Source organism: Paenibacillus sp. FSL H3-0286, from assembly GCF_045040705.1.
Lineage (GTDB): Bacteria > Bacillota > Bacilli > Paenibacillales > Paenibacillaceae > Paenibacillus_AQ > Paenibacillus_AQ odorifer.
The window spans coordinates 2,423,574-2,449,865 of the sequence record NZ_CP150285.1 but is presented as its reverse complement, the minus strand read 5'-3'; the positions used below and the strand labels follow the sequence as shown (position 1 = coordinate 2,449,865).

The 26,292-nt window shown below is 46.2% G+C and carries 24 protein-coding genes and 1 tRNA gene; 5 read left to right on the top strand and 20 right to left on the bottom strand.

Going from position 1 to position 26,292, the window contains the following annotated elements; translation table 11 throughout:
- Positions 1 to 1,237: 1,237 nt before the first annotated feature.
- Positions 1,238 to 1,321, bottom strand: a tRNA-Leu gene (locus tag MHB37_RS10510).
- A 182-nt stretch (positions 1,322 to 1,503) separates the two neighbouring features.
- On the opposite strand from MHB37_RS10510, the gene MHB37_RS10505 reads away from it, so the two are divergent.
- A complete protein-coding gene (locus tag MHB37_RS10505; RefSeq protein ID WP_051491615.1) occupies positions 1,504 to 1,950 on the top strand; it encodes a hypothetical protein in 447 nt (148 codons plus the stop codon).
- Between the two features lie 95 nt (positions 1,951 to 2,045).
- On the opposite strand, the gene MHB37_RS10500 is transcribed toward MHB37_RS10505, so the two are convergent.
- The 3 genes from MHB37_RS10500 to MHB37_RS10490 form a co-directional block, all read right to left on the bottom strand.
- Positions 2,046 to 2,264, bottom strand: coding sequence for a hypothetical protein (locus MHB37_RS10500; RefSeq protein WP_076186635.1), 219 nt, complete (start codon positions 2,262 to 2,264; stop codon positions 2,046 to 2,048).
- Positions 2,265 to 2,379: 115 nt separating this feature from the next.
- Positions 2,380 to 2,697, bottom strand: a complete 318-nt coding sequence (locus MHB37_RS10495) for a hypothetical protein (RefSeq protein WP_036689410.1) — start codon at positions 2,695 to 2,697, stop codon at positions 2,380 to 2,382.
- A 101-nt stretch (positions 2,698 to 2,798) separates the two neighbouring features.
- Positions 2,799 to 3,371, bottom strand: a complete 573-nt coding sequence (locus tag MHB37_RS10490) for a xanthine phosphoribosyltransferase (RefSeq protein ID WP_038569895.1) — start codon at positions 3,369 to 3,371, stop codon at positions 2,799 to 2,801.
- Positions 3,372 to 3,567: 196 nt separating this feature from the next.
- On the opposite strand from MHB37_RS10490, the gene MHB37_RS10485 reads away from it, so the two are divergent.
- A complete protein-coding gene (locus tag MHB37_RS10485; protein WP_405169215.1) occupies positions 3,568 to 4,689 on the top strand; it encodes a GerAB/ArcD/ProY family transporter in 1,122 nt (373 codons plus the stop codon).
- Here the strand turns inward: MHB37_RS10485 and MHB37_RS10480 are convergent.
- Genes MHB37_RS10480 through MHB37_RS10465 form a run of 4 tightly spaced genes read right to left on the bottom strand, consistent with a single transcriptional unit; the run spans position 4,676 to position 10,399 of the window.
- Positions 4,676 to 6,091, bottom strand: coding sequence for an ATP-binding protein (locus MHB37_RS10480; RefSeq protein ID WP_405169214.1), 1,416 nt, complete (start codon positions 6,089 to 6,091; stop codon positions 4,676 to 4,678). The two genes, MHB37_RS10485 and MHB37_RS10480, sit on opposite strands and share 14 nt — an antisense overlap.
- A gap of 17 nt (positions 6,092 to 6,108) precedes the next feature.
- Positions 6,109 to 7,914 carry an AAA family ATPase gene (locus MHB37_RS10475; protein ID WP_405169213.1) on the bottom strand — a complete coding sequence of 602 codons (1,806 nt, stop codon included), beginning with the start codon at positions 7,912 to 7,914 and terminating at the stop codon, positions 6,109 to 6,111.
- A complete protein-coding gene (locus MHB37_RS10470; protein ID WP_076191394.1) occupies positions 7,904 to 9,256 on the bottom strand; it encodes a DNA repair exonuclease in 1,353 nt (450 codons plus the stop codon). The genes MHB37_RS10475 and MHB37_RS10470 overlap by 11 nt, the downstream gene beginning before the upstream one ends.
- Positions 9,257 to 9,262: 6 nt before the next feature.
- Entirely contained in the window at positions 9,263 to 10,399 is a 1,137-nt protein-coding gene (locus tag MHB37_RS10465; protein ID WP_076191391.1) for a glycosyltransferase family 4 protein, read from the bottom strand.
- A 157-nt stretch (positions 10,400 to 10,556) separates the two neighbouring features.
- Between MHB37_RS10465 and MHB37_RS10460 the strand changes: the two genes are divergently transcribed.
- Positions 10,557 to 11,957, top strand: coding sequence for an RsmB/NOP family class I SAM-dependent RNA methyltransferase (locus MHB37_RS10460; RefSeq protein WP_076305890.1), 1,401 nt, complete (start codon positions 10,557 to 10,559; stop codon positions 11,955 to 11,957).
- Positions 11,958 to 12,069: 112 nt separating this feature from the next.
- On the top strand, positions 12,070 to 12,165 hold the full coding sequence (locus MHB37_RS10455; protein WP_081383126.1) for a sporulation protein YjcZ: 96 nt from the start codon (positions 12,070 to 12,072) through the stop codon (positions 12,163 to 12,165).
- A gap of 71 nt (positions 12,166 to 12,236) precedes the next feature.
- Here the strand turns inward: MHB37_RS10455 and MHB37_RS10450 are convergent, their stop codons facing one another.
- The 3 genes from MHB37_RS10450 to MHB37_RS10440 are packed head-to-tail and all read right to left on the bottom strand — an operon-like array spanning position 12,237 to position 14,225.
- Positions 12,237 to 12,602, bottom strand: a complete 366-nt coding sequence (locus tag MHB37_RS10450; protein ID WP_405169212.1) for a class I SAM-dependent methyltransferase — start codon at positions 12,600 to 12,602, stop codon at positions 12,237 to 12,239.
- A gap of 15 nt (positions 12,603 to 12,617) precedes the next feature.
- Positions 12,618 to 13,259 (bottom strand): histidine phosphatase family protein, encoded by a 642-nt coding sequence (locus MHB37_RS10445; protein WP_340393957.1) that lies wholly within the window; start codon positions 13,257 to 13,259, stop codon positions 12,618 to 12,620.
- Between the two features lie 27 nt (positions 13,260 to 13,286).
- Positions 13,287 to 14,225 (bottom strand): ketopantoate reductase family protein, encoded by a 939-nt coding sequence (locus tag MHB37_RS10440; protein WP_405169211.1) that lies wholly within the window; start codon positions 14,223 to 14,225, stop codon positions 13,287 to 13,289.
- Between the two features lie 163 nt (positions 14,226 to 14,388).
- On the opposite strand from MHB37_RS10440, the gene MHB37_RS10435 reads away from it, so the two are divergent.
- Complete coding sequence (locus tag MHB37_RS10435; RefSeq protein WP_076309873.1) at positions 14,389 to 14,958, top strand: TetR/AcrR family transcriptional regulator; 570 nt, start codon at positions 14,389 to 14,391, stop codon at positions 14,956 to 14,958.
- Here the strand turns inward: MHB37_RS10435 and MHB37_RS10430 are convergent.
- From MHB37_RS10430 to MHB37_RS10390, 9 genes are all read right to left on the bottom strand, one after another.
- Positions 14,949 to 15,947 (bottom strand): ATP-binding cassette domain-containing protein, encoded by a 999-nt coding sequence (locus MHB37_RS10430; RefSeq protein ID WP_248549246.1) that lies wholly within the window; start codon positions 15,945 to 15,947, stop codon positions 14,949 to 14,951. The genes MHB37_RS10435 and MHB37_RS10430 overlap by 10 nt on opposite strands.
- A gap of 34 nt (positions 15,948 to 15,981) precedes the next feature.
- Positions 15,982 to 16,764 carry an ABC transporter permease gene (locus MHB37_RS10425; protein WP_036689373.1) on the bottom strand — a complete coding sequence of 261 codons (783 nt, stop codon included), beginning with the start codon at positions 16,762 to 16,764 and terminating at the stop codon, positions 15,982 to 15,984.
- Entirely contained in the window at positions 16,761 to 17,582 is an 822-nt protein-coding gene (locus MHB37_RS10420) for an ABC transporter permease (RefSeq protein ID WP_405169210.1), read from the bottom strand. Before MHB37_RS10420 ends, MHB37_RS10425 begins: the two co-directional genes overlap by 4 nt.
- Before the next feature lie 49 nt (positions 17,583 to 17,631).
- Positions 17,632 to 18,804, bottom strand: a complete 1,173-nt coding sequence (locus MHB37_RS10415; protein ID WP_076280250.1) for a serine hydrolase — start codon at positions 18,802 to 18,804, stop codon at positions 17,632 to 17,634.
- A 143-nt stretch (positions 18,805 to 18,947) separates the two neighbouring features.
- A complete protein-coding gene (locus MHB37_RS10410; RefSeq protein ID WP_339173019.1) occupies positions 18,948 to 19,346 on the bottom strand; it encodes a hypothetical protein in 399 nt (132 codons plus the stop codon).
- A gap of 167 nt (positions 19,347 to 19,513) precedes the next feature.
- On the bottom strand, positions 19,514 to 21,070 hold the full coding sequence (locus tag MHB37_RS10405; RefSeq protein ID WP_076130137.1) for an extracellular solute-binding protein: 1,557 nt from the start codon (positions 21,068 to 21,070) through the stop codon (positions 19,514 to 19,516).
- 57 nt (positions 21,071 to 21,127) lie between these two features.
- A complete protein-coding gene (locus MHB37_RS10400) occupies positions 21,128 to 23,422 on the bottom strand; it encodes a DUF4962 domain-containing protein (protein ID WP_405169209.1) in 2,295 nt (764 codons plus the stop codon).
- Positions 23,423 to 23,424: 2 nt separating this feature from the next.
- Positions 23,425 to 25,503: a heparinase II/III family protein gene (locus MHB37_RS10395; RefSeq protein ID WP_405169208.1), complete on the bottom strand. Its 2,079-nt coding sequence runs from the start codon at positions 25,501 to 25,503 to the stop codon at positions 23,425 to 23,427.
- Positions 25,500 to 26,261: an SDR family NAD(P)-dependent oxidoreductase gene (locus MHB37_RS10390; protein ID WP_076280949.1), complete on the bottom strand. Its 762-nt coding sequence runs from the start codon at positions 26,259 to 26,261 to the stop codon at positions 25,500 to 25,502. The genes MHB37_RS10395 and MHB37_RS10390 overlap by 4 nt, the downstream gene beginning before the upstream one ends.
- Positions 26,262 to 26,292 lie beyond the last annotated feature (31 nt).

The following is a 26,292-nucleotide window of genomic DNA, read 5'->3' as shown; positions in this document are numbered from 1 at the left end:
CCGGGTCCGTTAGCCTCTGGTGATGATGACGACTCCGCGGGGCGAGTAACGTTGAAGCAAAACACTAATTAGTATTTCCCCAATCTGCGCGTGGAAAGACACTATCGGACTCCGCTGACCTTATTCGTAACTTAGAGCACATGTGGTTTTCTATTGGACCCAGCTGATCTTATTCGTGTTTTTAGAACACATTTGGATTCTATCGGACCCAGCTGACCTTATTTGCAGCTTTAGAGCACATTTAGATTCCTATCGGACCCTACAGTCGCTATTGGTATAAAAAACGCCAATTGTGATCCTTTTTCCATGCAATAGCTGCACTGGGGTCCGATACTATGCTCAAAAGGTGATAAATGAGCAAATAGCTTCATCCGGGTCCGTTAGCCTCAGGTGATGATGACTCGGTGGTACGAGTAGCATAGAAGCAAAATACAAATTAGTTTTTATCCATCTGCGCGTGGAGAGACGCTATCGGACTCCGCTGACCTTATACGTAGCTTAGAGCACATTTGGTTTTCTATCGGACCCCGCTGACCTTATTCGCAGCTTTAAAGCACATTTGGATTCTATCGGACCCAACTGACCTTATTTGCAGCTTTAGAGCACATTTAGATTCCTTTCGGACCACACAGTCGCTATTGGCATAAAAAATGCCTTATTCGTTCCTTTTTCCATGTAATAGCTGCGCTGGGGTCCGATACTACGCTCAAAAGGCGATAAATGAGCAAATAGCTTCATCTGGGTCCGTTAGCCTCAGGTGATGATGACGACTCCGCAGGGCGAGTAGCTTAGAAGCAAAAATACAAATTAGTTTTTATCCAATCTGCGCGTGGAGAGACGCTATCGGACTCCGCGGACCTTATTCACAGCTTAGAGCACATTTGGTTTTCTATCGGACCCAGCTAATCTTATTCGTGGCTTTAGAGCAAACTTGGATTTCTATCGGACTAACTGACCTTGTTCGCAGCTTTAGAGTACATTTGGATTCCTATCAGACCCCACAGTCGCTATTGGCATAAAAAACGCCAATTGTGATCCTTTTTCCATGCAATAGCTGCACTGGGGTCCGATACTACGCTCAAAAGGCGATAAATGAGCAAATAGCTTCATCTGGGTCCGTTAGCCTCAGGTGATGGTTCTTAAGGATACCTTCCTCTTTCGCACTACCGTCTGCTGAAAAACATAAAAAAAGGATTATAAACCTGCTACTAGAGCAGTTCTATAATCCTTTTAGCTATGCGGTCAAGAGGACTCGAACCTCCACGATATTGCTACCACTGGCACCTGAAGCCAGCGCGTCTGCCAATTCCGCCATGACCGCGTATTATAATGACTCGCTTATTGCGGTCACAAGATAGATCATACCACGCTGAGAATCCAACGTCAATATATTTTCGCCGTTTTCTTATCATTCATTAATTTATGGATAATTATTGCTTTTGTTGCCGAATATAAGGTATAATGAGAACAAAAGTTCGCATAATATAAATGAGGTGATTTATAATGGCGACTACAAAGCTAAACACATCCATTATTGATGAAGAAGTAACTAAAGAAGAACTGTCCCTGGTCAGAAGCTATTTGCTGCTAACGTTTATTCATAAAGTGTTCGAACGTGACTGCCGTGTAATCAGTAGAAGCGGCCTGTTTAAGACCCCTCAGCTATATATGGAGCTCGTATCTGGTGCCACAAAGAAGACGTCACTAATGCTTCAAGAGGTTACGCGCGAGCTGAGCTCCCATGATTTGAAGATTACTACCGTTCGCCAAGATCAGCGAGGAGTCGAAGCCTTATATTCCTGCAGAGGATTTCAAGGAGAGATGAATATATTATGGCCAGGCTTCCGTAGAGAAATGATGCTGCGCATGCGCGCGTATCTTGGACTGTCCACAGAACTCTCCATACTCTCCAGAGAAGAGAATGCGTCTGAACTAGCTCTAACTATATAATCCCAAATGATATTACAGAAACAGCTCCCGCCCAGTAGGGCGAGAGCTGTTTTGTATTATGAAGATTATTACTGCGGAAATTATTACTGTGAAGATTATATATTATCCGGATCTTGTCTTGGTTCACTAAATGGCTGGAATATATAATTGCGATCCAGCTTCACTACTCGTCTATTCTGACGACGTATCATCACCTGAGAATCATCCCAAGCAAGAACTATCCCTTTTACATCGTTACTTTCCAAGCCATCACGCACTACACGAATTTTCTCACCGGAAATCCGGTAGGCATCCAATTGCTCATCGCTAATCATCATTAATCCCTCCTGTCATAGCTTGTCCTATTTAGTCTCAGAAAAAAGACCCAAATGATAAATCATCTGGGTCTCATGTAGGCAATTAACGACTTGCATGTCTACTAAAGCATTCTTATATCAGCGCTTCATTCTTCTCAAACCAGAAGTCAAGAACTTTAGCGGACATCACACGTTGCTCCAGATACTCCACTTGGTTAGTTGTGAATTTCTCCCTCCACGGGAAGGATAACTCTTCGCACAAACCTTTGATTGTCAGAAGCTCTGACCAGGCTACATAGCGTTTGTACCAAAAAAACTGAGGATGTTCAATCATATAGGGATACAGATCGTCGAATTCCGTGTGTTTGCAATCCAGCGCACGCTCGAAATGATCCTTGGCCTCGGTTAATTTATCAATAAAAAATTGTTCAGTCACCGGTTCTTTCCCCATTGTGACGCCTCCTCCCTATGTCTAATTTTTATTATAAAGGAAAATCCATAGGGTGAAAAGCAGTTGTTTAAAAAATAGGCCTGTTCTTATTGCCAATTAGGTTATTCCCCAAATTCGATGGTGCCTCCATTTAGAGAGGTGATTCTTACGAGTGACTCCAGACGAATGCCTTGCTCTCTGATCGTCCGAGCCCCTGCCTGAAAGCTTTTTTCTACTACAACACCAAGACCAACTAGCTCAGCGCCAGAACGTTGAATGATCTTAATCAAGCCACGCGCTGCATCACCATTGGCAATAATATCATCAATAAAGAGGATTTTATCCTCTGGAGAGATGAACTGGCGAGACAGCATAATATCTGTAACGATACCTTTTGTAAAAGACGGAACTCTTTCGCAAAGCGCATCCGGATCAGCTAACAGTGTTTTTTTGCGGCGTGCAAAAACTAGCGGCACCTTTAATTCATACGCGGTGGCAAATGCCACGGCAATGCCCGAGGATTCTACGGTCACAATACGTGTAATTCCTGAGTCCGCAAACCTCCCGGCAAACTCCCGTCCCATTTCCATCGTAAGCTGTGGATCAACCTGATGATTTAGCAGTGCATCCAGCTTCAGCACCTCATCCGAAACGACGACACCTTCTTCCAAAATCCGCTGTTTCAACACTTCCATGACTTTGAACCTCCAATACCCTTTATAATCGCAGACATTCCGTACAAATTAATCACTGATCATAAAGCAATTACGACGGAAGTCATGTCCTACTGATCCTCATCATAACCTGTACTATACAGAGTACACAAGGTTATCCTGCATAGCACTCATTATGATTTTTCTTTAGCTTCGTAAAACTATTAGGAGGGGAGCCATGAAATCACATGTCCGAACATTACAGATCGCTTTCACTTATATTGGCACCATTGTAGGAGCCGGATTCGCCACCGGGCAGGAAATATTAAAATTCTTCACACGTTACGGGCACTGGGCAGTCCTGACCATCCTGCTCTCAACTATATTGTTCATATGGCTGGGTACAAAAATGATGGTCATTGCTCGGCGAATAGAAGCGGAATCCTATGAGGACTTTAACCGTCACCTCTTCGGGGAACAGGTCGGAAGCACCATCAGTTTGTTCATGATGGTCGTCCTGATCGGAGTAAACAGTATTATGCTTGCAGGGGCCGGCGCTATTTTTCAGGAGCATCTCGGACTTCATTATCAGACTGGACTAATTATCACATTGCTTGGTTCATACTTTCTGCTAAAACGAGGAATTTCCGGTATTCTGCAAATGAACAGTATTGTAGTTCCTTTAATGCTTACTCTGTCACTTATCATTATTTTTAATACTTTTCAAATTCCGGGAGCTGGACGGTTCCTGTTCCTTGATAACGATCGCTCTCTCTTTGGGGCATGGATGTCACCGCTGCTCTACACCGCCTTTAATTTAGGGATGGCACAAGCTGTTTTAGTCCCTATGGCTCGTCACACAGAGGAAGAAAAATCCCTTGTATGGGGCGGTATTATTGGGGGTACCGGGATTGGTTTTATGTTGATTGCCGCACATTTCGCAATGAGCTCACAGATGCCAGGGATTCTCAAGTTTGAAATTCCGATGGGCAGCATCGCCGTCCGGTTGGGTACTGTAGTGCAAACTATATATCTGCTGCTGATCTTTTTGGAGATCTTCAGCACTTTTGTCGCCGATATTTATGGAGTAGCTGTACAGCTTAAGCAACGGCTTCCCCTATCAACCGCATTGATTACACCACTTCTGATGTTGGTCTGCTATTTACTGAGCCAGTTCGGCTTTAGTTCACTGCTCTCCGTGTTCTACCCAATCTTCGGAGGTTTATCACTGGTCTGGGCTGTCAAACTGCTACGAACACCATGGTCCTCTCCACCAGGTAGTAATACTTCATCGAACTCAAAGGAGAAGGGGAACAGTATCGTATCCGTAAAACCAATCACCCGAACTACACGGAAATAACCGCTGCTGTAGGAATCATACGTGCTGCCGCTTCCGCCACATGCTTGTGACAGGTCATCATCACAATCTGGCGGGAGATCGACAGTTCTCCAAGAAGTCCAAGTGCAGCATGAAGACGAGACTCATCAAAGTTAACGAAGAGATCATCGAATAACAGCGGCAGCGATACTTGCCGTGACATGGTCTCTGCCAATGCCAGCCGGATGGCAAGATACAGCTGTTCTGCCGTCCCTCGGCTGAGCAGTCCACTGTCCAGCAGTCCCCCGTCCTTGTGTTCAGCTTTCAGCTCTTTATGCCCTAGTGTCATAACAACCCTTTTGTATTCCCCTTCCGTCAGCTTGGAGAAATAATCTGAGGCAAGCAGTAATACCTGTGGCTGCTTCTCCTGCTCATACACACGGCGAGTTCGCCCGATTAGTTCGGCAGTTATCGCTGCCACTGCATATTTATCAGCCACGATCCGCAAGGCTGCTCTCTGCTCTTCCAGTTGCTGAATAACGGAATCCTCCACGCAGCGCTCCTTCAAATACTCCCTTTCCTGAAGCAGCTTGCCTCGTTGCTCCAGCAGGGTGTTCCAACCCTCTTCCTGCCGTTCCATCAATTCTTCAGCCAATGACCGCTTCAGCTGCAATGCTTCCACATCATGATGATTTAATAATTCCAGCAGAGCAGCAACCCGCTCCTCCTCCCAACCACCGAACATAGCAAGCTCCCACTGGCGAATCAATTTATTCAGATCACTGCGCCGCTGCACAGCTGCTGACCTGCGTAAGAAATCCTCTCCACCAGTCGCCCCGCCTTCCTGTATCAGAAGCTCACGCTGTTCTCTCAGCTCACCTAATATCCTGTGGCTCTCCTTGAGTTCTTCATCCACATCCTGCAATCTTGACTGCATAGTTTCCCGGCGAATCAAGTCCTTTTTCAGATCATCCCATGCTCTTTTTCGCAGTTCCAGCCAGCTTAGTAAGGTTAATGCAGATACTCGTTTCCCCTCTTGCGGATCTATTTCAAAGCCAGCTGCCGCTACACCAGACTCGTCGCCAAGATCAGCACCCGACTCATAAATAAGAGCGAGCAGCTCCTCCTCAAACACGTTACATTCTGCTTCCAGCTCCTTCAATCGTAAGGAGAGTTTATTCTCTTGGCGCAGCAGCTCATTCCCTTGTTCAACCATAGCAAAAATATCCGGCAGCCCTTCAGGAGATAATCCTTCAGGCAACCTGCGTTGGCGAAGCCATTCTTCATATTGCTCAGCAGTTTCCGTGAATGCCGCCTCCGCCCGGTGCATTTCTTCAGCGAGCAGCTTCTCTTGGCCTGCCAGCGTCTCCAGCTCCGTGTGGCAGGCATCACGCTCGGCGGCATAGCGTTCGATGCGCTGCCGCCAAGCTGACCAAGCCTCCATGAGCCTGCGAAGCTCCCTCATGGAGGCCTCCAGCCCGCCTGCGTCAGGGCTGGACCCCGGGGCGGCCGTCCGCCGCCCCGGCACAACGCTCTCCGGCTCCGCCCCGGAGAGCAGCTGCCCCGCAGCCGCAGCATCTCGGCTGCGGCTGCGCTGACGTCCCCGCCATGCTCTGGCGGGGACGCTTCCGGCCGGCGCGCTCCGCGCAAGCCGGCCCAAAGGGCCAGATCGGCCGCGCCCAGCAGGCCGATCGCAAGCACGGCGCTGGCCGGCGGAGCACCGGTCAGCCACAGCGCTGCGGGCAGCAGCACGGTTAGTGCTGCCCCAGCCCACAGCAGGCGCCGGTAGAGCGCGGCCATGCGCTTCGCGCCAAGGCCGTCACTTCCGGCGCCGCGCGCTGGCCCTTCGCTGAGCTGCGCTTCGCGCCAGCGTTCGGCCGCCTGCTGCAGCTCGTCCCACAGCTGCAGCACTTCACGGGCGCTGCGCGGAGCCAGCTGCGCAAAAGCTTCCGCGCCGGTAGCGTGCTCACGCGCCAGCGCCCGTTCTGCTGCTTGGAGCGACGCTGAGGCAGCGGCCAAACGGGAGCGCAACGACTGCCGCGTTGCACCCTCCGCCTCCATGCGGCGGTCATAACTAGCGAACGCCGCCGCAAACTTCCGTGCAGCTTCACGATCCGCCGCTGTCCCAGAGAATGAAGTCAGCTCTGCAGGGCCCCAGCTCACATCAATGCCGCGCAGAATTCGCCGCAAATGCTCATTCAGCGCCGTTAATTCTCCCTCAAGCCGCTGTCTTTCCGTTCTACGGTTCTCGTAACTGCTCCGATGCCGGTCCAGCCGCTCTAAAACAGGCCCCTGTGCTGCTAATACTTCATCTGGAGGGTTCTTTGCCAGTTCAATAGTAAGCTCGCTTAGAAGACGTTCATAACGTACTACTGATCCCTGTGCATTCCGAATTTCTCCTTCAAACGCCTGAAAGCGAGTTGCTCCTTCTTCAGGAAAGGCTGAAATCAATGGCAATCCTTGCAGCTCTAGCTGAGCCTCGCTCCATTTTAACCACAGCTCACGGACTTCCTGTGCTTTTCGAAACATCACTAGCTGCTCTCCAGTGAGCTTGCGCTGTTGCTCCAATTCATCTAGCTCCGACTCCGTTACCCTCAATGCCACTATATTATCGTTATATCGCGGAAGATAAGAACGGCTCTCAACCATTTGTCGCTCAAGCTTTTCAATGGCTTGCACAACTTTTGCTGCTTCTTGCAGCTTGCCACGAGGTTTGTACAGCTTCTCAGCTTCCTGCACCAAACGGCGTTCCGCACGCATGATTGCACCGCCACCGCCCATACCTGCATGAAAAAGAAAGCTGCTCATCTCCTCAGATTGAAGGGCAGCAAGCTCCTGCAGCTCGTCCAGTGAAACTGCGAACAATTGCTGGAACATACTCCTAGAGATCCCCCCAAGTAAATGTCGTTCCATTTCAGCTTGTCCCAGCTCTTGAGTCATTTCATTTGGATGATTTACTGTAATGTTCAGCTTTTCATTTCTTCCTGATCCCTCAGCACCTGAAGCAAAACGGCGAATGGTCCACAAACCATCATTACTGTCACGTATCTTCAAGGTTCCCCCATGCAATCCGCCTTGCAAAGGTTCATACCTTTCCAAGGGATTTCCACGGCTTGGAATTCCAAACAGCATAGAGCGTATGAATTGCAGTGTCGTACTTTTTCCTGCTTCATTACGCCCATAAAGTACGGTCACTCCCTGCGTTAAATGAATCTCTCGATTGTGAAGACGCCCAAAGCCATTGATATGCAAATGTTCAATTCTCATCGTTTTGCCCTCCGGCTTGTTGATACGAAAGACTTTCCGCCGCTTCAACAGTATCATCCATCCCGCCAAGCATCGTGATTCCCTGCTCTGCTGCACCACGTAGCCAGCTCAATTTCTCTTCTTGACTAGTCATAGACAACAGCTTTCGCAGCTCCTGATTCTCCAATAGCGGTTTAAGCGCACTATTTAATAGTTCTTCGAGCGCTTCCGGGGAATGTTCCGTATGCTCTGCAATGCGCAGCATTTCTCCAAGAAAACTATCCTCTTCCAATAAGCGTTGGCGATCAATAGCTAAACCGGACTCTATAGCGAACCCTTCCGTCCAGACAAGCCCTTTGTAATCTTTACGCTCAGCCCTAATCGCCTCACGGCGCTGGAGTTCAGACAGCAAATCCTCTGCTGCCCCTTTTTCAGCCAATACTTTATGTACGTCCCCTCGCCCAATCAGACGAAATCTGACCACCGACATGAGCTCCGGGAGCTCCGCGCGGATGTCTTCAATAACCTGCTCCACTTTCTGTATCCATTCTGCTTCATTGCTTAATCCTTCTATAGATAAGTCTCTAACCTGCCAGCGAACGAAATCCAGTTCATGAAATTGCAGAGTGGATCTTCCAGCCTCATCTACATCCACAATATAACAACCTTTAGCTCCGGTTTCCTTAATGCTGCGCCCTTGTATATTGCCTGGATATACAATCACAGGCTTCTCATGCAGTACACTACGTTTATGAATATGTCCAAGCGCCCAATAATCAAACCCCCGTTCGATAAGGTCCCTGCGACTGCAAGGAGAATAGGTCTCATGCAGCAAATCACCGTCTACATTGCCATGCAGCATCGCAATATGAAACAGGCTGCTGCCAGGTTTACGAGAAAAGGTTACTGCTGTGTTGTTCGTCACTTTCGCCGTTGGGTAAGAGATTCCACTAACGATGGCAACTTCTTGGCCATCTATACGGCGGCAAGCTGTAGCGTGATCTGGCTTCTCTCCGCCAAATACGGTAACATGCTTTGGCATTTCCGTTGTCAGACGCAGTCCGTCAAGCGGATCGTGGTTGCCATGAATCAGGAACACGTGAATCCCGTGCTCACCGAGTTCTTTGAGCGCTTCCTGAAATCGCAGCTGTCCCTGTAATGATGCATCTGAAACATCATACACATCTCCACTAATGACAATAAAATCAACATTCTCTTGGATCGCAACGCGGACAAGCCGCCCGAGGGCGGCAAAGGTAGACTCACGTAAATAAGCACGAATGGCTGGCGAAATATGCGCCAGCCCGGCAAAACGGCTATCCAGATGTAAATCAGCAGTATGCAGAAAGCGAAATGGAATCATAGGTGCTCACCCTTTCGTTCCTGAAGGATACTGTAAATAGGTTTTTTTAAGTTCATTAGCAACTCGTGTCAACGAATATAGGCTTTTGGCTTTATCCCATGCGGAGCGCGAAAGCTCATAACGATAAGCCGGATCAGATATCACCTTCTCTAATGCATCAGCAAGAGCAATCTCATCGTCAGGACTGACCAATAAACCATTCACACCATCTTCAATCTGCTCCGGTATTCCGCCCACATTTGTCCCCACTAGAGCCAGGCAGCTAAGTGCCGCTTCCGCAAACACTGAACCGAACGCCTCCGCCCGAGAGGGCAATACGAAAATATCAAAGAATGGCATGAATTCTTCAGGGTGCAGCGTATATCCGTAAAAGATCGTTTCATTATAGATCCCTAAATGCTGGGCCATCTTTTCCAGATCCGCACGTGAAGGACCGTCGCCAATAATATGCAGTACATACTCATGGCCGCGATTTTTAAGCTCCGCGCAAGCGTTGAGTAATATATCTATTCCTTTAGCCGGAACCAGACGTGTCACGGTCACTAGCTGCGGAATAGCGTTATCATGCGGAACAGGCTTAAATCTTTTTTCATCAAAACCATTCGGTATAACACCTATATTAGAAGGATCAATAATATAAGGGGCCACATACTCTGCAAAAGATCGCGACACCGTCATTAATCGATCACTAACATGCTCAAGTTCACGATAAAGTGAGACTAGAAAACGATGCTCCAAGCCATCCTCGGAAATCGCTCCATTTAGAATCAATTCCCGCTCGTAACTGGAATGCAGGGTATGAATTAACGGAGTATCAGGGAACACTTTTTTCATCGCTAAGCCAGCAATCGGATGATGAGAATGAATAAGATCATAAGGCTTACTCATCCGCAGTTTTGTCCACCATAAATAATCACGATAGGTCTGAATATATTTTTGAACGATCGGACTTTCTCCATACTGCGTCCAATCAAACGTCTCGAATATTACTTCTTCATGCCCCTTATTGCGAATCCGCTTAGGCAGCCAAAACAAATCCATCTCCCAACGGCTTGAACGGAATCTTTCCTGAAGATAAGGGATCATAGATGATACACCACCGGGTTGCTCCGGCGGGAAGAAGAGCGCTTGCAGCAAATTCATATGGTACATCCCCTTTACAATTGCCCTGTGTACTGTAAGACTTGGCAATTATGATATAGTTGAATATATGTAGAATTTCAGGTACGATTACGTTCCCCATACCTTGATTTTATCGGTATAAACATGAAACAGCAACTAAGAAAAAGGAGAATGATCTATGAAGGAAGAACAGCTGCCTGCCTCTTACACCGCATCTATTAAAGAAATGCTGGGGCAAGAGGCAGATGCTTTTCTAGAAAGTTATTCAGCGCCACGAACTCAAGGACTGCGCTTTAATCCGCTAAAAAGCACCTCAGCCATAGGCCAAGTTGCGGTGGACCGTACAGTCTCACAATTTATTTTGAAGCCTATCCCATGGTGCCAGGGCGGGTTTTATTATGATGAGCCCGCTCGACCAGGCAGACATCCTTACCATGCAGCTGGACTATATTATATTCAGGAGCCTTCCGCAATGTCCGCAGCTGAACTGCTGGCACCTGAACCCGGTGAAACCGTCCTCGATCTTGCAGCAGCCCCTGGAGGTAAAACTACGCATATCGCTGGTTTAATGCAGGGACAAGGCCTCTTAATCTCTAATGAAATCCATCCGGAACGCGCAAAAATTCTAGCAGAGAACGTTGAACGTCTGGGCATTAAGAATACCCTCGTAACCTGTGCAACACCAGAACAGCTATCTGCGCGTTTCCCGCAAGCTTTTGACCGAATTATGCTGGATGCTCCTTGTTCTGGAGAAGGCATGTTCCGAAAAGATCCAAAAGCCATTCAAGAATGGTCTCCTGCTCATGTAGTTATGTGCGCAGCGAGACAATGGGATATCCTGCAAGACGCCTACATTATGCTTAAACCAGGGGGTACTTTAGCTTACTCTACCTGCACCTTTAACCGTCAAGAGAATGAAGAAACCATTGCTCGATTGACGGCTAGTTACCCCGATATGGAACTACTCACCTGCAAACGCCTTTGGCCGCATTTAGAAAAGGGCGAAGGTCACTTTGTTGCACTCCTGCGTAAGCAAATTGACACTGTATCCGTAAATGACGATGCCAACCGCAACGCCAAAAAACGCCGAAGCAAAAACAACCCAAAAACTAATTCTTCTGTACGTGATGCCTACCAGCTTTTTCAAGACTGGGCTGCGGTAGAACTGCCTGGTCTTTCATGCCAAGGTGTACCCCTGCTCTTCGGCGAATCTCTTTATTTGCTGCCAGAATCCTTTAATGGCAACCTCCATACCGGGCTGCTGGACGGACTGCGTATTCCACGAGCTGGACTACATATTGCCCATTTGAAGAAAAATCGGATTGAACCTGCTCATGCATTAGCTATGGCACTTCAGCCCCTACAAGCATCACGAAGCTTTGATCTCAGCAGTGAGGGCCCGGAAATACATGCTTGGCTCCGCGGTGAAAGCCTGCCTGTCCCCAGCGAATTACATGGATGGACACTTGTAACTTTAGATGGTTTGCCGATTAGTTGGGGCAAGGCGAGTTTAGGCCAGCTTAAAAATCATCTTCCTAAAGGATTACGTATCCTAAAAGCCCATATTGACGAGCAATAGGCCATAGACCAGTGCAACAGGCCCTCTTCGGCATATGATGTCATTATCTCAGAAAGCTGCGACACCAGTCACAGCAATTGAGAAGAAGACATAAGTTGAGGAGGAATAAATCATGGGTGAATTTCAAGGAGGAGCTTTCACTTCGACCGGAGCGATTTTGGTACTTTTCATCTTGCTGGTCATCATTTCCCGTTCGTTGTTTGTTTAAAACCTTCCCGGCTTAATTAGCTGGTGAAACGAAGCGGCTGTGTCGTCCTTTTTTGGGGCGGTGCGGCCGCTTTATTTCTTTCCGACATAACATCTCCATTTGTTATTCTCGTGAATATTTACCGTCTGAAAGCCCGATTTCCGTAATAACTGCTCCATCTCTTCGTTCTTAGTGAATTGCTTCATATGATAATTGATTTTATAGATCTCAGAAATAATAACAAATGTACCGCCTGCTATCAGCACCCTAAATGCTTCACTTATATCTTGTTCGAGGTCCGGCCAGAAATAATGCGTCTGAGTCGCTGTGATCGTCCCAAAAATCCATCGTTGAACGGTGATGCTGGTATGTGCCTGATTCATGATTTTGATCATGATATTTCCTACGAACCCTCTAGGATTCTTGGCTTGCTCAATCAGCGCATTCAATAAACCCATATTTGTACCTCCCAATCAATTGGCCATACCAGTAGCCTGATCCCTTGATATATGTTCCGTAAGATTTTCTGCTGTAACTGCCCACTTATCTGCTTGATACTCTATTTTATGAATACTAGTATATGAAGTCGGGAAATGAGCATTCTTATTCGTCCACGTTAGCCCTTTTAAAATATGGTATATAACATTAATTACGCCACCATGAGTGACCATAATTACATTTTCATTTGGATCAGTACTCTCCAGTTCATTACATAGTTTTGAGAAACTTGAACTTATTCGCGTAAAAAATTCCTGGGGACTTTCTCCTCCTGGAAATCTCTCATCCATTCTTAAAGCCGAGAAATAAAGACCCGGGTATCGTTCATTTGCGATTTCATGGGGCATTCCAGCGATTACACCATTGTTCGTTTCTCTCCAATACTGGCTGCTTTCAACAGGCAAATTAAGCTCTCTGGCGATCTCATTTGCTGTATCTAACGCACGTTGCAAATCACTACAAAGAATACGGGTTATATTAAAGCTAGATTGATTTTCCTTAAGATAATATCCAAGACGTTCGGCTTGTCTATATCCCTCTACTACAAGTCCACGTTGACTCCAACCCCCACGAAAGCCTTCTTCATCTATTCCATGCCTTATAAAATATATAGCCATCGATTGTATACCTCCTGAACAAGATTGTTATACATTTGCATTAAACTTCGAAAACGCTTGTTTTTTAAGTTGATCCCAATTGGGCGTTGCGATGTTTGCTTGTTGCTTCAAAATATCAAATGAATCAAACAAAGCTGCTATTTCGTTGAAAGAACCGTCCACTAATTTCATAAACGGTAATTTATGAATTATTGTCAGACCATAATATACAGCCTGCTTGTGCTTTCGAACAAAGTTAACTTGCCCTGCTGGAGTGACAGTATAACCTAATTGCTCCATGATTTGAAACCCCTCATCCATTACTGAAATGGCTTGTTTTAATAGCTTCTTATCTTTGGATACCTTTTTCAAATCCCCGTCATGCAGATAACTAAGGGAGTTCAAAGCCACTATAGGCACGATATGACTTTTGAGCCAAGCATCCATATCCTCATGATAAGTTAGCTTATACTTAGCGTTCTCAAACGCTTTTTCCAGTAAGTGTTTTATTGAGATCTCACCGTCTAAACTGCCAAGTACCATTTGCCCTCCTGCGTGTATTTTGATAACACGACCGCTCGTTTCCCGAATTCCTGCACTAAGCTGAAATCCGAAGAGTATATTTTTCCTCACATTGCTCATTTCCTGGAGAGCCTTTTGCATGCCAAGAGCATCGCCATTGTTCCCCACAAGAATTATATTCTGACTCTGATTCTCAGCTAGAATAGGTAGCACAGATGGAAAATCATTATATTTCATAACAACAAAAATAAGATCATAGAGATCATCGGATCGAAGCGTAGAGATGACCTTTACTGTATCCACAGTGTTTTTAATTTGAAAATAATGGCGAAGCACAAGTCCGTCTTTCGTCAATTGCTCTGCTCGCTTTCCTCTGGCAAGCATGGTGACATCATTTCCCCCACGCACTAGAACATGTGCAAGATAGCTGCCTAATACTCCCGCTCCAAAAACTAAAACTCTCATATTTAACTCCTCTATCCCTTTTTAGACATTTGTTGAATTTTGATCAACTGTTCGATAAAATTAGATTATCACATCTCCGGTAGGGTTCAATCGTTAGTTTGATCGGGTTTGTTGATTTTTCAACAGAATACAATACATTGTTTAATAAAAAGGGAGTCTTACCATGGACAGAAGAATTAAAAAAAACCAAACAGCCATCATGAATGCATTAATTCAACTGATGGCTGAAAAAGATTTTGAAAAAATAACGATCAACGAAATCGCAGAGCGCGCTGATGTAAACCGCGGAACGATTTATTCCCATTATGCGGATAAATACGATCTGATGGATAAATGTCTGGAGGCTCAGCTCCGGCAACTAATCGAAAGCTGCTCCGCAGTGGAGGATGAAACCGAACCTAATCCCTCGAAGGCGTCATTGCTCCGCACGCTGGAACAATTGGAGGAGAATGCTCTCTTTTATAAGACTTTATTAAGAAACAAAGCTTTACTCTCCTTTAGAAACCAATTACAAGAAATGATAAATGAGCAGATTAAGGTACAATTTTTAGAAAACAATTTTAACCTGGATGAGCTGAGTAAAGATATATCTGTGCAATTTTTGAGTTCGGCGACTGTCGGAGTGATTGAATGGTGGTTTACTCATAGTAATCCTTGCTCTGCAAAAGAGATCACTGAAAAGTTATGGTCCATGGTCGATCTAAATCTGCAGATGATCCGTTCTCAAGCTTGAATATGCTCTCCCGTATCCATCTCATAAATGGAGCTGATGATTTTTTCAATGGGAATCTCCTTAATAGATATATCAAGGATCTCTACCTTTTCGCTAAGAATATGCAGAAACTCGCCCATTTTACATTGCTCGGTATCGATCAGCAGCTCCACTTCGTAATCCGATATTCTTTCCGATATCAGAGTCCCAGGCAGATCAATATCTCCAATAGTTGTGGCGGCTGAAAGCCTAACTACTTTTTTGGCGCCCAGATGCAGTCGAAGTTCAGAGAACTTGTCGTCATATACTTTTTTCCCTTGATGAATTATAAGTACTCTTTGAACCAAACGCTCTACATCTTCCAAGTCATGTGTTGTCAGAATAAATGTGGTGCCTTCCTGATTCATTTGCTTAATGAATTCTCTGATTCTTTGTTTAGCTATCACATCCAGCCCGATCGTCGGCTCATCCAAAAAAACCACAGGTGGTGAATGAAGCATCGCCATAATAAACTCGCATTTCATTCGTTCTCCCAGGGAAAGGGTTCGTGTGGGTTTAGTGATAATATCGCCAATCTCAAACATGTTTACAAATCGGTCTAGTCTTGTACGAAAGTCGTTCGTAGGAATATCATAGATTTCCTTGTTCATATAAAAGCTATCCAAAGGGGGTATGTCCCATATTAACTGCGATTTCTGTCCGAACAATACCCCGATTTGTTTTACATATTGATTTTTCTGCTTATGAGGGTTGTACCCTAGAACATTTATTTCGCCCGAGGTAGGATAGAGAACGCCTGTCAGCATTTTAATAGTCGTAGATTTCCCCGCACCGTTTGGACCCAGAATGCCAATGATTTCTCCTTTTCCAACACTGAACGAAAGATCTTCTACAGAGGTAATGATCGATTTTTCACGGTGAAACAGACTTTTAAATACGCTTTTTGCATCTTGTCCACGGTGATAGGTTTCATATTGCTTGGTTAAGTTCTTGACGGTAATAATGTCCAAGTGAAATTCTCCTTCTTAGAGCTAAACTAATCTTTTATCCTCCGGCGCTTTTGTAACTGCGAAGCATGTATGTATAGAGCCAAATTCCGAAGGCAGCAAATAACACACAAGGGATAATCGCTATAAAAAAATAGGGTTCCCATCGGCCAATCAGTGTAGATGCTGGAAAGTAAGCAATCATGGAAACCGGAAACAGAAAAGAACTCACGGCTACGACTGCTTTAGGAAAAATCGTCCCTGGATAACGTCCAAAAGACTTAATGCTCTCAAACATCTCCGGCAAGCGGGAATTCGCTACCCATTTGAAGGAAATCGCTGCCACAATAAGCGCCACGCCGAACATAACAAGCAGCCCTGCGCCAAACAACAACAGGAACAATAACCAAGAGCCGATGGTCATCCCATCGATTCCGCTAAGTGCGTATACGAACATGATTACTCCTCCGCCTAAAAGCCCGATACTTTCGAACTCAAAAGATCTGGCCAACAGCAGAAAAAGGCTCGAGGTCGGTTTAATTAATACCACTTCCAAAGTCCCTTCTACAACATGAGACATCGTATTCCACATAATTCCGTTAAAAAAAATCCCGGCACAAGCCGTAGACAGAATAAAAACGGATTGAATCAACAGCGCCTCTTTAAAGGTCCAACCTGCAAATGAAGCATTCGAATTATAAATGAATACCGTTACTAGAGGAAACAGCACATTCCCTATGAGCATGATAAGACTATTAAGAATAAAATTAACACGATAAGTGATAGCAGAAGCAATATTCGCCTTCATGCAGGTTTTATATATTTGATACATACGTTTCATGCGCCCACCCCCGTAAAATGCTTAAGCGACACCGCATACAGCACCCGGCAGACAACTCCGGCAATAATTACCGCTATGAGCTGCAGCAATAACACTTGAGGAATAGGTAAGGTTATATCCGCTAAAGTATAGCTACCTGTATAGACCATTGCAGGAAGAAAGGCCGTGTATTGAAAGGGTAAGAAAAAGGACGCCATTTGTAAGGATTTTGGGAAAAATACTAATGGAATCAGCGATCCTGAAAATATCCCTTCGCAAAGATTAAAAAAATTACGAATACTAGAGGATTGCACCATCCAAAAAGCGACCATTCCAATACTATAATGAATGAAAAAATTCATCATAAACGCCATAGCTATCGAAAGAATCGCGTATAGTAAATTTGCAGGTAAGACATTAATATGAAAAATAAAGAAAAAGATCATAAAGCAGGGTAAAAATTCAAATAAAAGCCCAAGTACCCTATGCCCTGCCTTCTGAGACAAAGCAAAGAACATATGATTTAGCGGTCTTAACGAAAACGTAATGAATTTCCCGGTACGAATAAGCATTTGTAAATTCCAATCGGCAAAATCCATCGTCAAATAGTTGATCAACATCGTAGCACAAAAATAGGAAAGCATTTGGGAGAGAGACATCCCGTTGATGTAAGATTCCCCGCTATAAACAGCACTCCATATATAATACTGCACTAAAAAGTACACTGGGCCTACAAAAATAGAAACCATCGAATGCGTCCTGTACGCACTCCATTCCTTATAAGTAACAAAAGCAACCGCCCTCATAATGCGAAAGCGGTGCTTTATCATCTCAAACATAAGTCACATCCTGCCTATCTATAGATATCACATAAAAAAAGTCTTTTTCTTATTCGAGTCCGGACCAGATCACATTGTGGGTGCCAAATACCGCTCTACCGTCCCATACCCCTTTGTGAAAAGGAAGATACCAAACGGCAATCAGCTTTTCAACCGGGTCAACGAATAAGGCACAGGCCCCAGCCCCTTCGTGAAAAAAAGTGCCTTCAGAGTAAGAAGTACTCACATTATAGCGAAGGTCTGGTCCAAGTCCGTATGGTCGATCCGCTCCTGCATCTCCCCATGCATAGTTTGGGATTTTCTCAGAATTAAACCGCTTGGTCATTCTTTGTACCGCCATACGGCTTAAGATATGACCCCCTTCGTATTCCCCTTGATTAAGCAGCATAATTCCGAACTTTTGCAGATCAGCAACTGTGGAATATAAACCACCACCAGTTTCGGGAACGTTGATTTCTTCCTCAGACCTATGTCCCGCGTCCGTAATTTCCCCGTTTTGCAGCTTCTGAAGATATTCCTTAGCCCTTTCCGAACGAATGGCGATCCTACCAGCTTTTTCTGCTGGTATATCAAAGAAGGTATCTTTCATGCCTAACGGTTTTACAATGTGGTCCATTATGTATTTTTCTGCAAAAACACCCGTTATTTTCTCGATAATTGCACCCAAGATCGCGTATCCAAACGATGAATACATCCATTGAGTCCCTACCGGAAAATGAATCCCTTTAGATAGACCGGCTTTAATCCAGTTTTCTTTTCCAAGCTCTGATTCAAAAATATACCACCATGCACTTTTATAGTAAGTATCACTTATAGTGCCAGGATCGGGAGCGATGCCAGAGGTATGAGTCAGTAAATGTGCAATGGTAATCGGCTTAAAAGGGTCGGCATCAAACTCTGGAAGAATAGAACTCACAGGCTGCCCCATAAAAATCTTACCATCATCCGCAAGCTGCCAAATCGCTGTCGCCGTAAATAGCTTCGTAATTGAAGCAACACGAAAAATTGTATCCGTTTTCATTTCCTGGGTGCTTTCTTCTTCGTAACTGAAACGACCTCCGGCAGCACTAGCAAAGATTTTCCCGTAACGACTAAGAGAATAAATATAACCATCGACTACTTTTTTATCACAGAGATCCTCATAAAAATGATTAACTACCTCTAAACGGTCCTCCCTGTAATTCACTTCGTTCAGCTTGCTAAGCTCTGTGGATGATAACATTATTCGCACTCCCCCTTATTATTCAATAAAATACATGATGCATAAATATCTTGCAATAAAACCCAAATAATTGAAAGGGTGATTTTACATATAACTATTTTATACTGCTCCAATAATTCTGTAACAGTAATGCTGTAATCTCGTTAACGGTTTGTCGTTAGAGATTTAACTAGTGCCATTCCACTAACCAGACCAAATACTATTCCATCATGTATGGTTGCGAATTTGTAGATCTCCATATTCGAAATGTTAAAATACATTACTAAAGTTGGATACATAAGCAGAAGAAAACTTGGAAGAAACACAATAAACAACAGAAGCCAATTAACAACAAAAGCTTTAGGTAATCCTTCTAATAATGCCAGATAGATTCCATAGACAAACGGGACAATAGCCGTGATCCATACAGTATTTTCTAATTGATAGTTCTTTTGTGCCTCTTCAGTGTAATGACTAATTAGCGAGTTTCCATAATGTAATAAGAGCGCCCCCACTATGATCCAGACAAGATAATATAAAAGTTTTGAATTCCGCATCTTCATGAAATCACTCCATTTCTTTTTATATAGTTCATTAGAATTAGAATGTCTCCATTTAACTTACCATATAATCCATACTTTGGATATTACATTAAAGTAAACTGGCCCTAACTAAAAAGGCTACCTCTCGGCAGCCCTTAATTGAATTCCAACTCCCCTGAAGGATAAGTTTATCTGCGAGGCATGGTGACGCCAGCTTTGTTATTATATTTTTCCGTAGCTTCCTTGATGACATCGTTGCCGCCCTTAGAAAGCCACTCTTCCACAACCTTCGGCCAGTCGCTGATAGGTTCCTTGCCATATACCATCTTTACCATGTGCGTCAGCAGTACCGGAGGAGCCGTGTCCGAGTTAGGTGCAATGTCTGGATTCTTCACCAAGGCATCTAGCCGCGGGTCGAACTGAATTCCGTCACGGCCTTCGTTAGCCAGAATAGTATCGTATACATTGATCAAGCTTCTACCTTCTTCTGTCATGTTAAGGACACCCTTATTATAAGTAGTATCCTGCACCATCCAGAGGAATGACTGGCGGTAGCGCTCCTCATCTATAGCGGCGGAATCCGCAGGAGAAGTGTATACGATTTTGCCGTTCTCTTCCTTATAGGTTTCGTCCTTAATCCCAAAGGTAAAGAAGGTTTCTGCCTCTTCGCTCAGCATCCAGTCAAAAAATTTCACAATATCCGCAGCATTCTTCGTACCTTCCTTAATAAAGTAGGTGCGCGTGGCGGAGCCGTACAAGTAGGAGCCTCCTTTTCCATCAGGTCCCACTGGCGAAGGAATAATCTCCAGCTTGGCGGATGGCGTCGTAGCCTTCAGTTGCTGCTCCCACTGCAGAAGCTCGTTGGCATTCATCGTCCACATGCCCGCTTTGCCTGAGAGAATCGCATTTTTGTAGTTGGTCGGGTTAATGGTGGCAAATTCCTTGTTGATCAAACCCTCTGTATACATGGTGTTGTAGGTTTGTAACGCCTTCATCATATTTTCGCTATCCATAAACTTCGGCTGAACCTGGCCGTTTACTTCCTCGAACATAGTCAGATACGGAAAAACATCATAAGCGCCAAAGAAAGCATCCGCATATTTGAAGTCTTGACGGCCCATGTACGGGTTCTCTATCCCCAGCTTTTTGAAGGCACGCAACACAGTCAAGTACTCATCGACCGTTTTTGGAACCTGCAAGCCGGTTTGATCCAGCAGGTCCTTGCGAATCCAAGTCGCCCGGCGGGAGGGATTGGACAGAAACTCCGGTATTGCATAAATTTTTCCCTGATAGGTGACGTTCTCCCAAGCTTCCTTTGGGATTACTTTCAAAAGGTTCTGGCCGTTTTGCTGCAGCAGATCATCCAAGGGCATGAACACACCAGCTTCAACAGAACCAGCCATCTCCTTGCCATTTACGCCGCCCGAACCTTGAACGACATCCGGTATATCATTAGTAGCGAACATCTGCACCATTTTCTGCTCGAACTCTTTATGAGGAACCAACACAATATCCAAGTCTGTGTTTGTCATCTCCTCCAGCTTTTTCACCCATTTGTCCTTATTCAAGTCGGGTGATTTCTCAACGTAGTTAAAAGCCAGCGTCCGCATCGAGATCGAGAATTCAGTTTTCTGCGGCGTATTTGACGCGCCTCCGGCAGTCTCTTCTTTGTCCTTGTTCGAGCAACCTGCAATAACGGTAGCACCCATTACGATAGCCAGACAGATGCCAATCCATTTTTTCATAATATAACCCTCTCCTTGTACAATGGGGTGTATACGTAAAATGAAGATATCTTAAGACTAATAAGCTTTTGGGATCTCAACACGGTGGGTAATTCCCTGATTCGTAAAGTAGACATGAACCCCATGGTCCTGATCGTCCATAAAGTACGATACGTAATCCCGGCTTCCTGCTTTTTGGGGAATCAGAAGAGTGACGATCCGATGGCTTACGGCCTCTTGAGTAGAGGCAGTCAAATGCCAATGCTCGGGCAGCCCTTCCCATTCTTTCGGATCTACATCTGTAAATTGATTGCTTTGGCTAAGTGTCATTTCTCCCGAGGAACTATAGACAAATCTGCCCTCCAACTGAGCTTTTTTACCATGTACTTTAAAAGATTGATCCTTCAGCTTCATGGGATACAGCGTATGAAACAGCCAATCCAATTTTCCCGGACGTTCCAGCTCGACACTGTCTGTGATAACGAAGTAAGCGCTATCAAAGAAAAATATTTCCCGCACATACCGCTTGATATAGGGCACATTCTCGCGGTAGGCTTCGGTGGCATCCATTTGCGTGTAGTTGATTCCGGGCGTACTATACGCCTTCAACACCTTGCCGTAGGCTGCCATGTTCTTCGACTTGTCCGTGCCAGCATATTGGCCTTTGCCGTCAATAAGAATTGCGTTCTTGGAGCGGGTCTGCCTGCGCCACTGCATATGCATCGTACTGTTGAATGCAACGTAATAGCCGCTTTCAATAGCCAAGGGCTCGCCGAAGGCATGCAGCAGGAAGGCGTTTTGATCCCCATGGCTATGGCTCACAGAGCCGTAACGGCTGCTCTTGGTCAACAGCATGATATGTTCCTGCGGATCCTCCATCCGATGATGCATGGCCACCCATCCCACATCCTGAAACCACTTCAAAGGTTCTGCAGCCACCGGTGGCTCTGAAGAAATCTGCGGATAATCTGTGCGATAAACCATCTCATCGAACCGGAAATCCCACCAGCCGTAGTTATAGAAGATCATCTGGGTGTCAGGGTTCAGTTCCTTAGTTTGCTCAAAATACCATTGGTACTGGCCATTCCCGGTTAAACCGGCGAATTGGCGGATATTGAAGCCCGTTTTGAGATTGACCGGATCTCCCAGTGACGATTGATCGCCGAAGCTGGCCCTCATGGTATCCGGACTGAAGCAATAGAGCGGAAAGTCACCTGTTTTGCGAAAGAAAGGACGGTCATAGAAATTGATTGCCATGTATTTGCGAATTAGATTGAGCGCCTCCGTAACGAATGCCATCTGAGTGGTCCAATACATCGGACCTTCTGCCCACCCGCCATCTTTGCCACCCCATGGGGTATACATGGCGGAGAAGTACTCCAGCGTATAATCAAGCCATTCCTGCGCCTTCTCCTCCTCACCCAACATGGAAATACAACAGGGTACGAGAACAGAGGATAAAGAGCGGATCGCATGGCTGTCATAAGGAACTTGATGGATGCGGGAGCGTTCGATGACATGGAATGCGATCTGCCCGGTTCTTCGCAGTAGCGCCTGCCTTACCTTAAGGCGTTCTTCTTCCGTCAGAGAGCCGTGAAGCCAATCATAGCCCCATGCCAACGCTCCGGCTATGCGAAAGGAGCATTCATCATTGTAATCCCGGCTGGTGGTACCATCTGTGTTCCAGCTTGCAGCATGAAGCAGCCACTCTTTAGCTTTGGCGATAAGCGCCTCGTCCTCTAACACAACTCCAGCTATAGCAAGATGCCGGATAGCATAGAAGACTTCCTGGCAGTCCATATACATCTGCCGCCAAAGTGTGGCGACACGCTTATTATCTGGATACGGTGCAGGCTCGGGAATAAGCTCGCGCTTTGTCCAGGGTAGAACGGAATGCTTCAGGAAGTCTTCCCAGCCAGTTGAAATCGGGTCTTGGCGGACAACTTCCCGGTAAGACGGTAGCTGTTCCGCTTGAAGCCAAAGCCGCGGATGGTTGGCGGATGCAGCTGAATATCGTTCTGTACGGGAAGGCAGTGGCGTTAGCGGCAATTCATCCTCCACCACAAAAGCTCTTACTTTACTCCACTCGGAACGGATATCATTCTCCCCGATAAGACTGTATCGCCAATAATACGAGCCGGGCGCCAACGGCTTATCCGGGGTAAACAAATTATAGGGAATTCTACTGTAGGTCAACGTATCTTCAGACTCAAATTCAGTTTTTGAGGAGATCTGCAGCTCATACATGCTCTCTTCCAGACAAGCAGGCATCCAAGTAAACCGCGGAGGATTCTCTCCAACATCTATATGTTCATCTGGCCCATACGACAGGTCGAGTACGCCGCTGGTAGGTTGAAATAAAGGTTCTAACATCTCTACTCCTCCGTATTCCGGGACTTTTCCTGAATCAGTCCCGCTTTAGGGTCAAGGCAATACACCACTGCTTGCCCAGTTGTTGCTATTTGGATTCGGGGCGGTTCGCCCACCTGACTCACTAGCTTCAGTACAGCAGGTTCGTGACCGTCCCGATAAACCGTAATAAAATCAACCGACGGGCCTTTGTGCCGAAGCATAATACCTCGTAGCAATCTACTCGGGTCTTCGGCATTACCCGGTGTGCGGATTTCATACATAGTGGAGCCAGGCGCCAGTAGAGTACTCGTGGATACTTCATACTCCCGGCCGGTGCTCACTCCATCATAACGGATATTCCACTCCGTATTTAACGGGCAGTCCGTCTCATTTTTCATTGCGGACAGTACTTCTACTGAGCCATAACCAGCTTCCAGACCAAGGACTGTCGGAGAGTCCGTCTGGACACGGTGAGGGTCGAACAGTAACAGCAAATGTCCCGTCGGATGAAACCATAAGTCTACTTCCTGACTCCGCTCCGTTACTTGCTCAACATGAAACCAATCCAGCAGCCAACCGTCGGCCAATACAAGATGCCGCTCTAGAACAGCTCCTTCATATGCGCTGTCTGAACGAATCCATAAGTACGTAGCGTTGCCTTCCTGGCGAAATTGACAGCAGCTTCCGGTATGTGGAGCTTGGGAACGACCTCCGATGGTGACCGTGTTATGGCTCGCAGTTTCGGAATACCATTCCTTGCGCAAAACAGATCCATAAGGAACCATACCCAGCTCGGGAGCAACCTCGCCCCATCGGTGCATAATCGTGATATGAAGCTTGTCGAAATGTCCATGTGATCCGCCATGCTCTCCGAAATCCGCCAGCACGGACAGCGGATTGCCCGGGTGGCGGAGCACGGCGAATCCGGAATCCGGCAGTAGGACAGAGTCTCTCACCCTGTAACTGGTCTGAAGCTCCTTACTCTCACCTGCTCCATACAGCACTGCCTCCAGACCAGTCCTTAAATCCTGCCCGTATAGATATCTATAAGCATTCGCCAGTATTGGCTGGAGACTCGGGTCTTTGTAAACCGCAATACCTATTTCAAATACTTCAGCAATTTCTCGGGCGAAAGGAACGCGCGCATAAGGACCATCATGCACGGCTGGAAGCTCCCCGTTATCGCCGCTAAGCTCTGCCAGCAACTGAAACATGCCACGGATGGATTGTCCCTGTTCTCCTTTGGCAGCATAGAGGTCAATCCCGAAGCGCCCGTACATCTCGGCTGCTATGAGATAAGCCCGCAATACAAAAATATGGTAGTACGTGCTGCCTTCAAATTCAAAACCATCTGGCTTCACGCCAATGGACAGATGATGATAGAATCCGCCTTCTCCCTCCAGCAAAGAAGCAAGCTTTTCTCTGGTACCCTTGGCGGCATATACACAAGCCAGGCTAGCATTCAGCCATGCGGTATAATTGTTCTCTGCATTCTTCTTCTCGTAAATGAGGATGTGGAGGTATTGCTCCATACTCTCCTCCAGCATCGTGAAGAACACTTGCAGCTTTACCTCTTCCTCCCCAGTGAACGTTACTCCATGATCCACAAGCAGCAGATAGGCCCGAATAAGCGTAGTGGACCAGATAGCCTCTGTCAGCGCCTGATGAAAGGCACGGCCACTAAGCATCCAGGGTTGAGCATCGGGATGAACCGGATACAAAGGAAACTGCTCCGCATAACCGACAAGAATCTTCCGGGCTAAGCTGCTGTAGAATTCTTCTCCGTCTGCGGCGAATACCACGGCAGCTTGCAGGGCGTATCGCGCCATTGCCTGATGCCGGTATACCAGCCACGCTCCCCGGTAGGGTTCACCTTCCAGCTTGCAGCCCTTCGGGCAAGAAAAGACAACCGCATCTTGCTCCATAACATCGAAGATTAGCTCAGTATGATGCTGGGGACATACATATTGGTGCCACCAGCCACCAGGTTCTGTCGGGAGCAGAATCTCTTCTCTCCGGAAGGGATCCAGCTCCATTTTCAATTTATCCACCTCAAGACCAACCCAGGAAAAAGTATCTGCTTTCTCCTTAAGGTTCATCATCGCATGAACAAGCCTCCGTTAATTTCAATAATTTCGCCTGTCAGATAATCCGACAGCTCTGAAGCGAGGAAGAGTGCCACATTGCTCACATCCTGTGGAGCACCTTCCCGGCCCAGCGGAATCTTCGCAATCGTTGCCTGTCTTGCCGCATCCGCAGTAAAGGTAGCATGGAAAGCGGTCTGACCGATAAATCCAGGAGAGATAGCGTTTACATTAATCCCGTGAGGACTCAGCTCCTTGGCAAGTCCCTTGGTATAAGACCATACCGCAGCTTTGCCCGCTGCATAAATGGAAGCGCCCGGTCCTCCGCCGTCATGGGCCGCAAGGGAAGATACATTGATGATTTTACCGCTTTTCTTGGCAATCATCCCTGCGGATACGGCTTTGCAGGCAAACACGCATGATTTAAAATTGACGTCCATCACCTTGTTGTAATGCTCTTCGTTCATTTCAGTATTGGGAACCCGATTGATCATGCCGCCTGCATTGTTGACGAGAATATCGATGGTTCCGCCGAAATGCTCCTCTATTTCCTTCACCATATTGTCCAGTTGACCAGGACTTGTTGCGTCTGCCTGAAAAGCATAAGCTTCTCCTCCGGCCTGACGGATCGCGTCCACCGTCTCCTCCGCAGAACCGAACAAATAGTTTACCGCCACTTTGGCGCCGGAAGCAGCCAAAGTCTCCAAGATTTGTCGGCCTATCCCTGCATTGGACCCTGTAACAAGCGCAATTTTACCAGTCAAATCAATTTTCATTGCCTATTTCCTCCTAATAGTAATTTTTTTT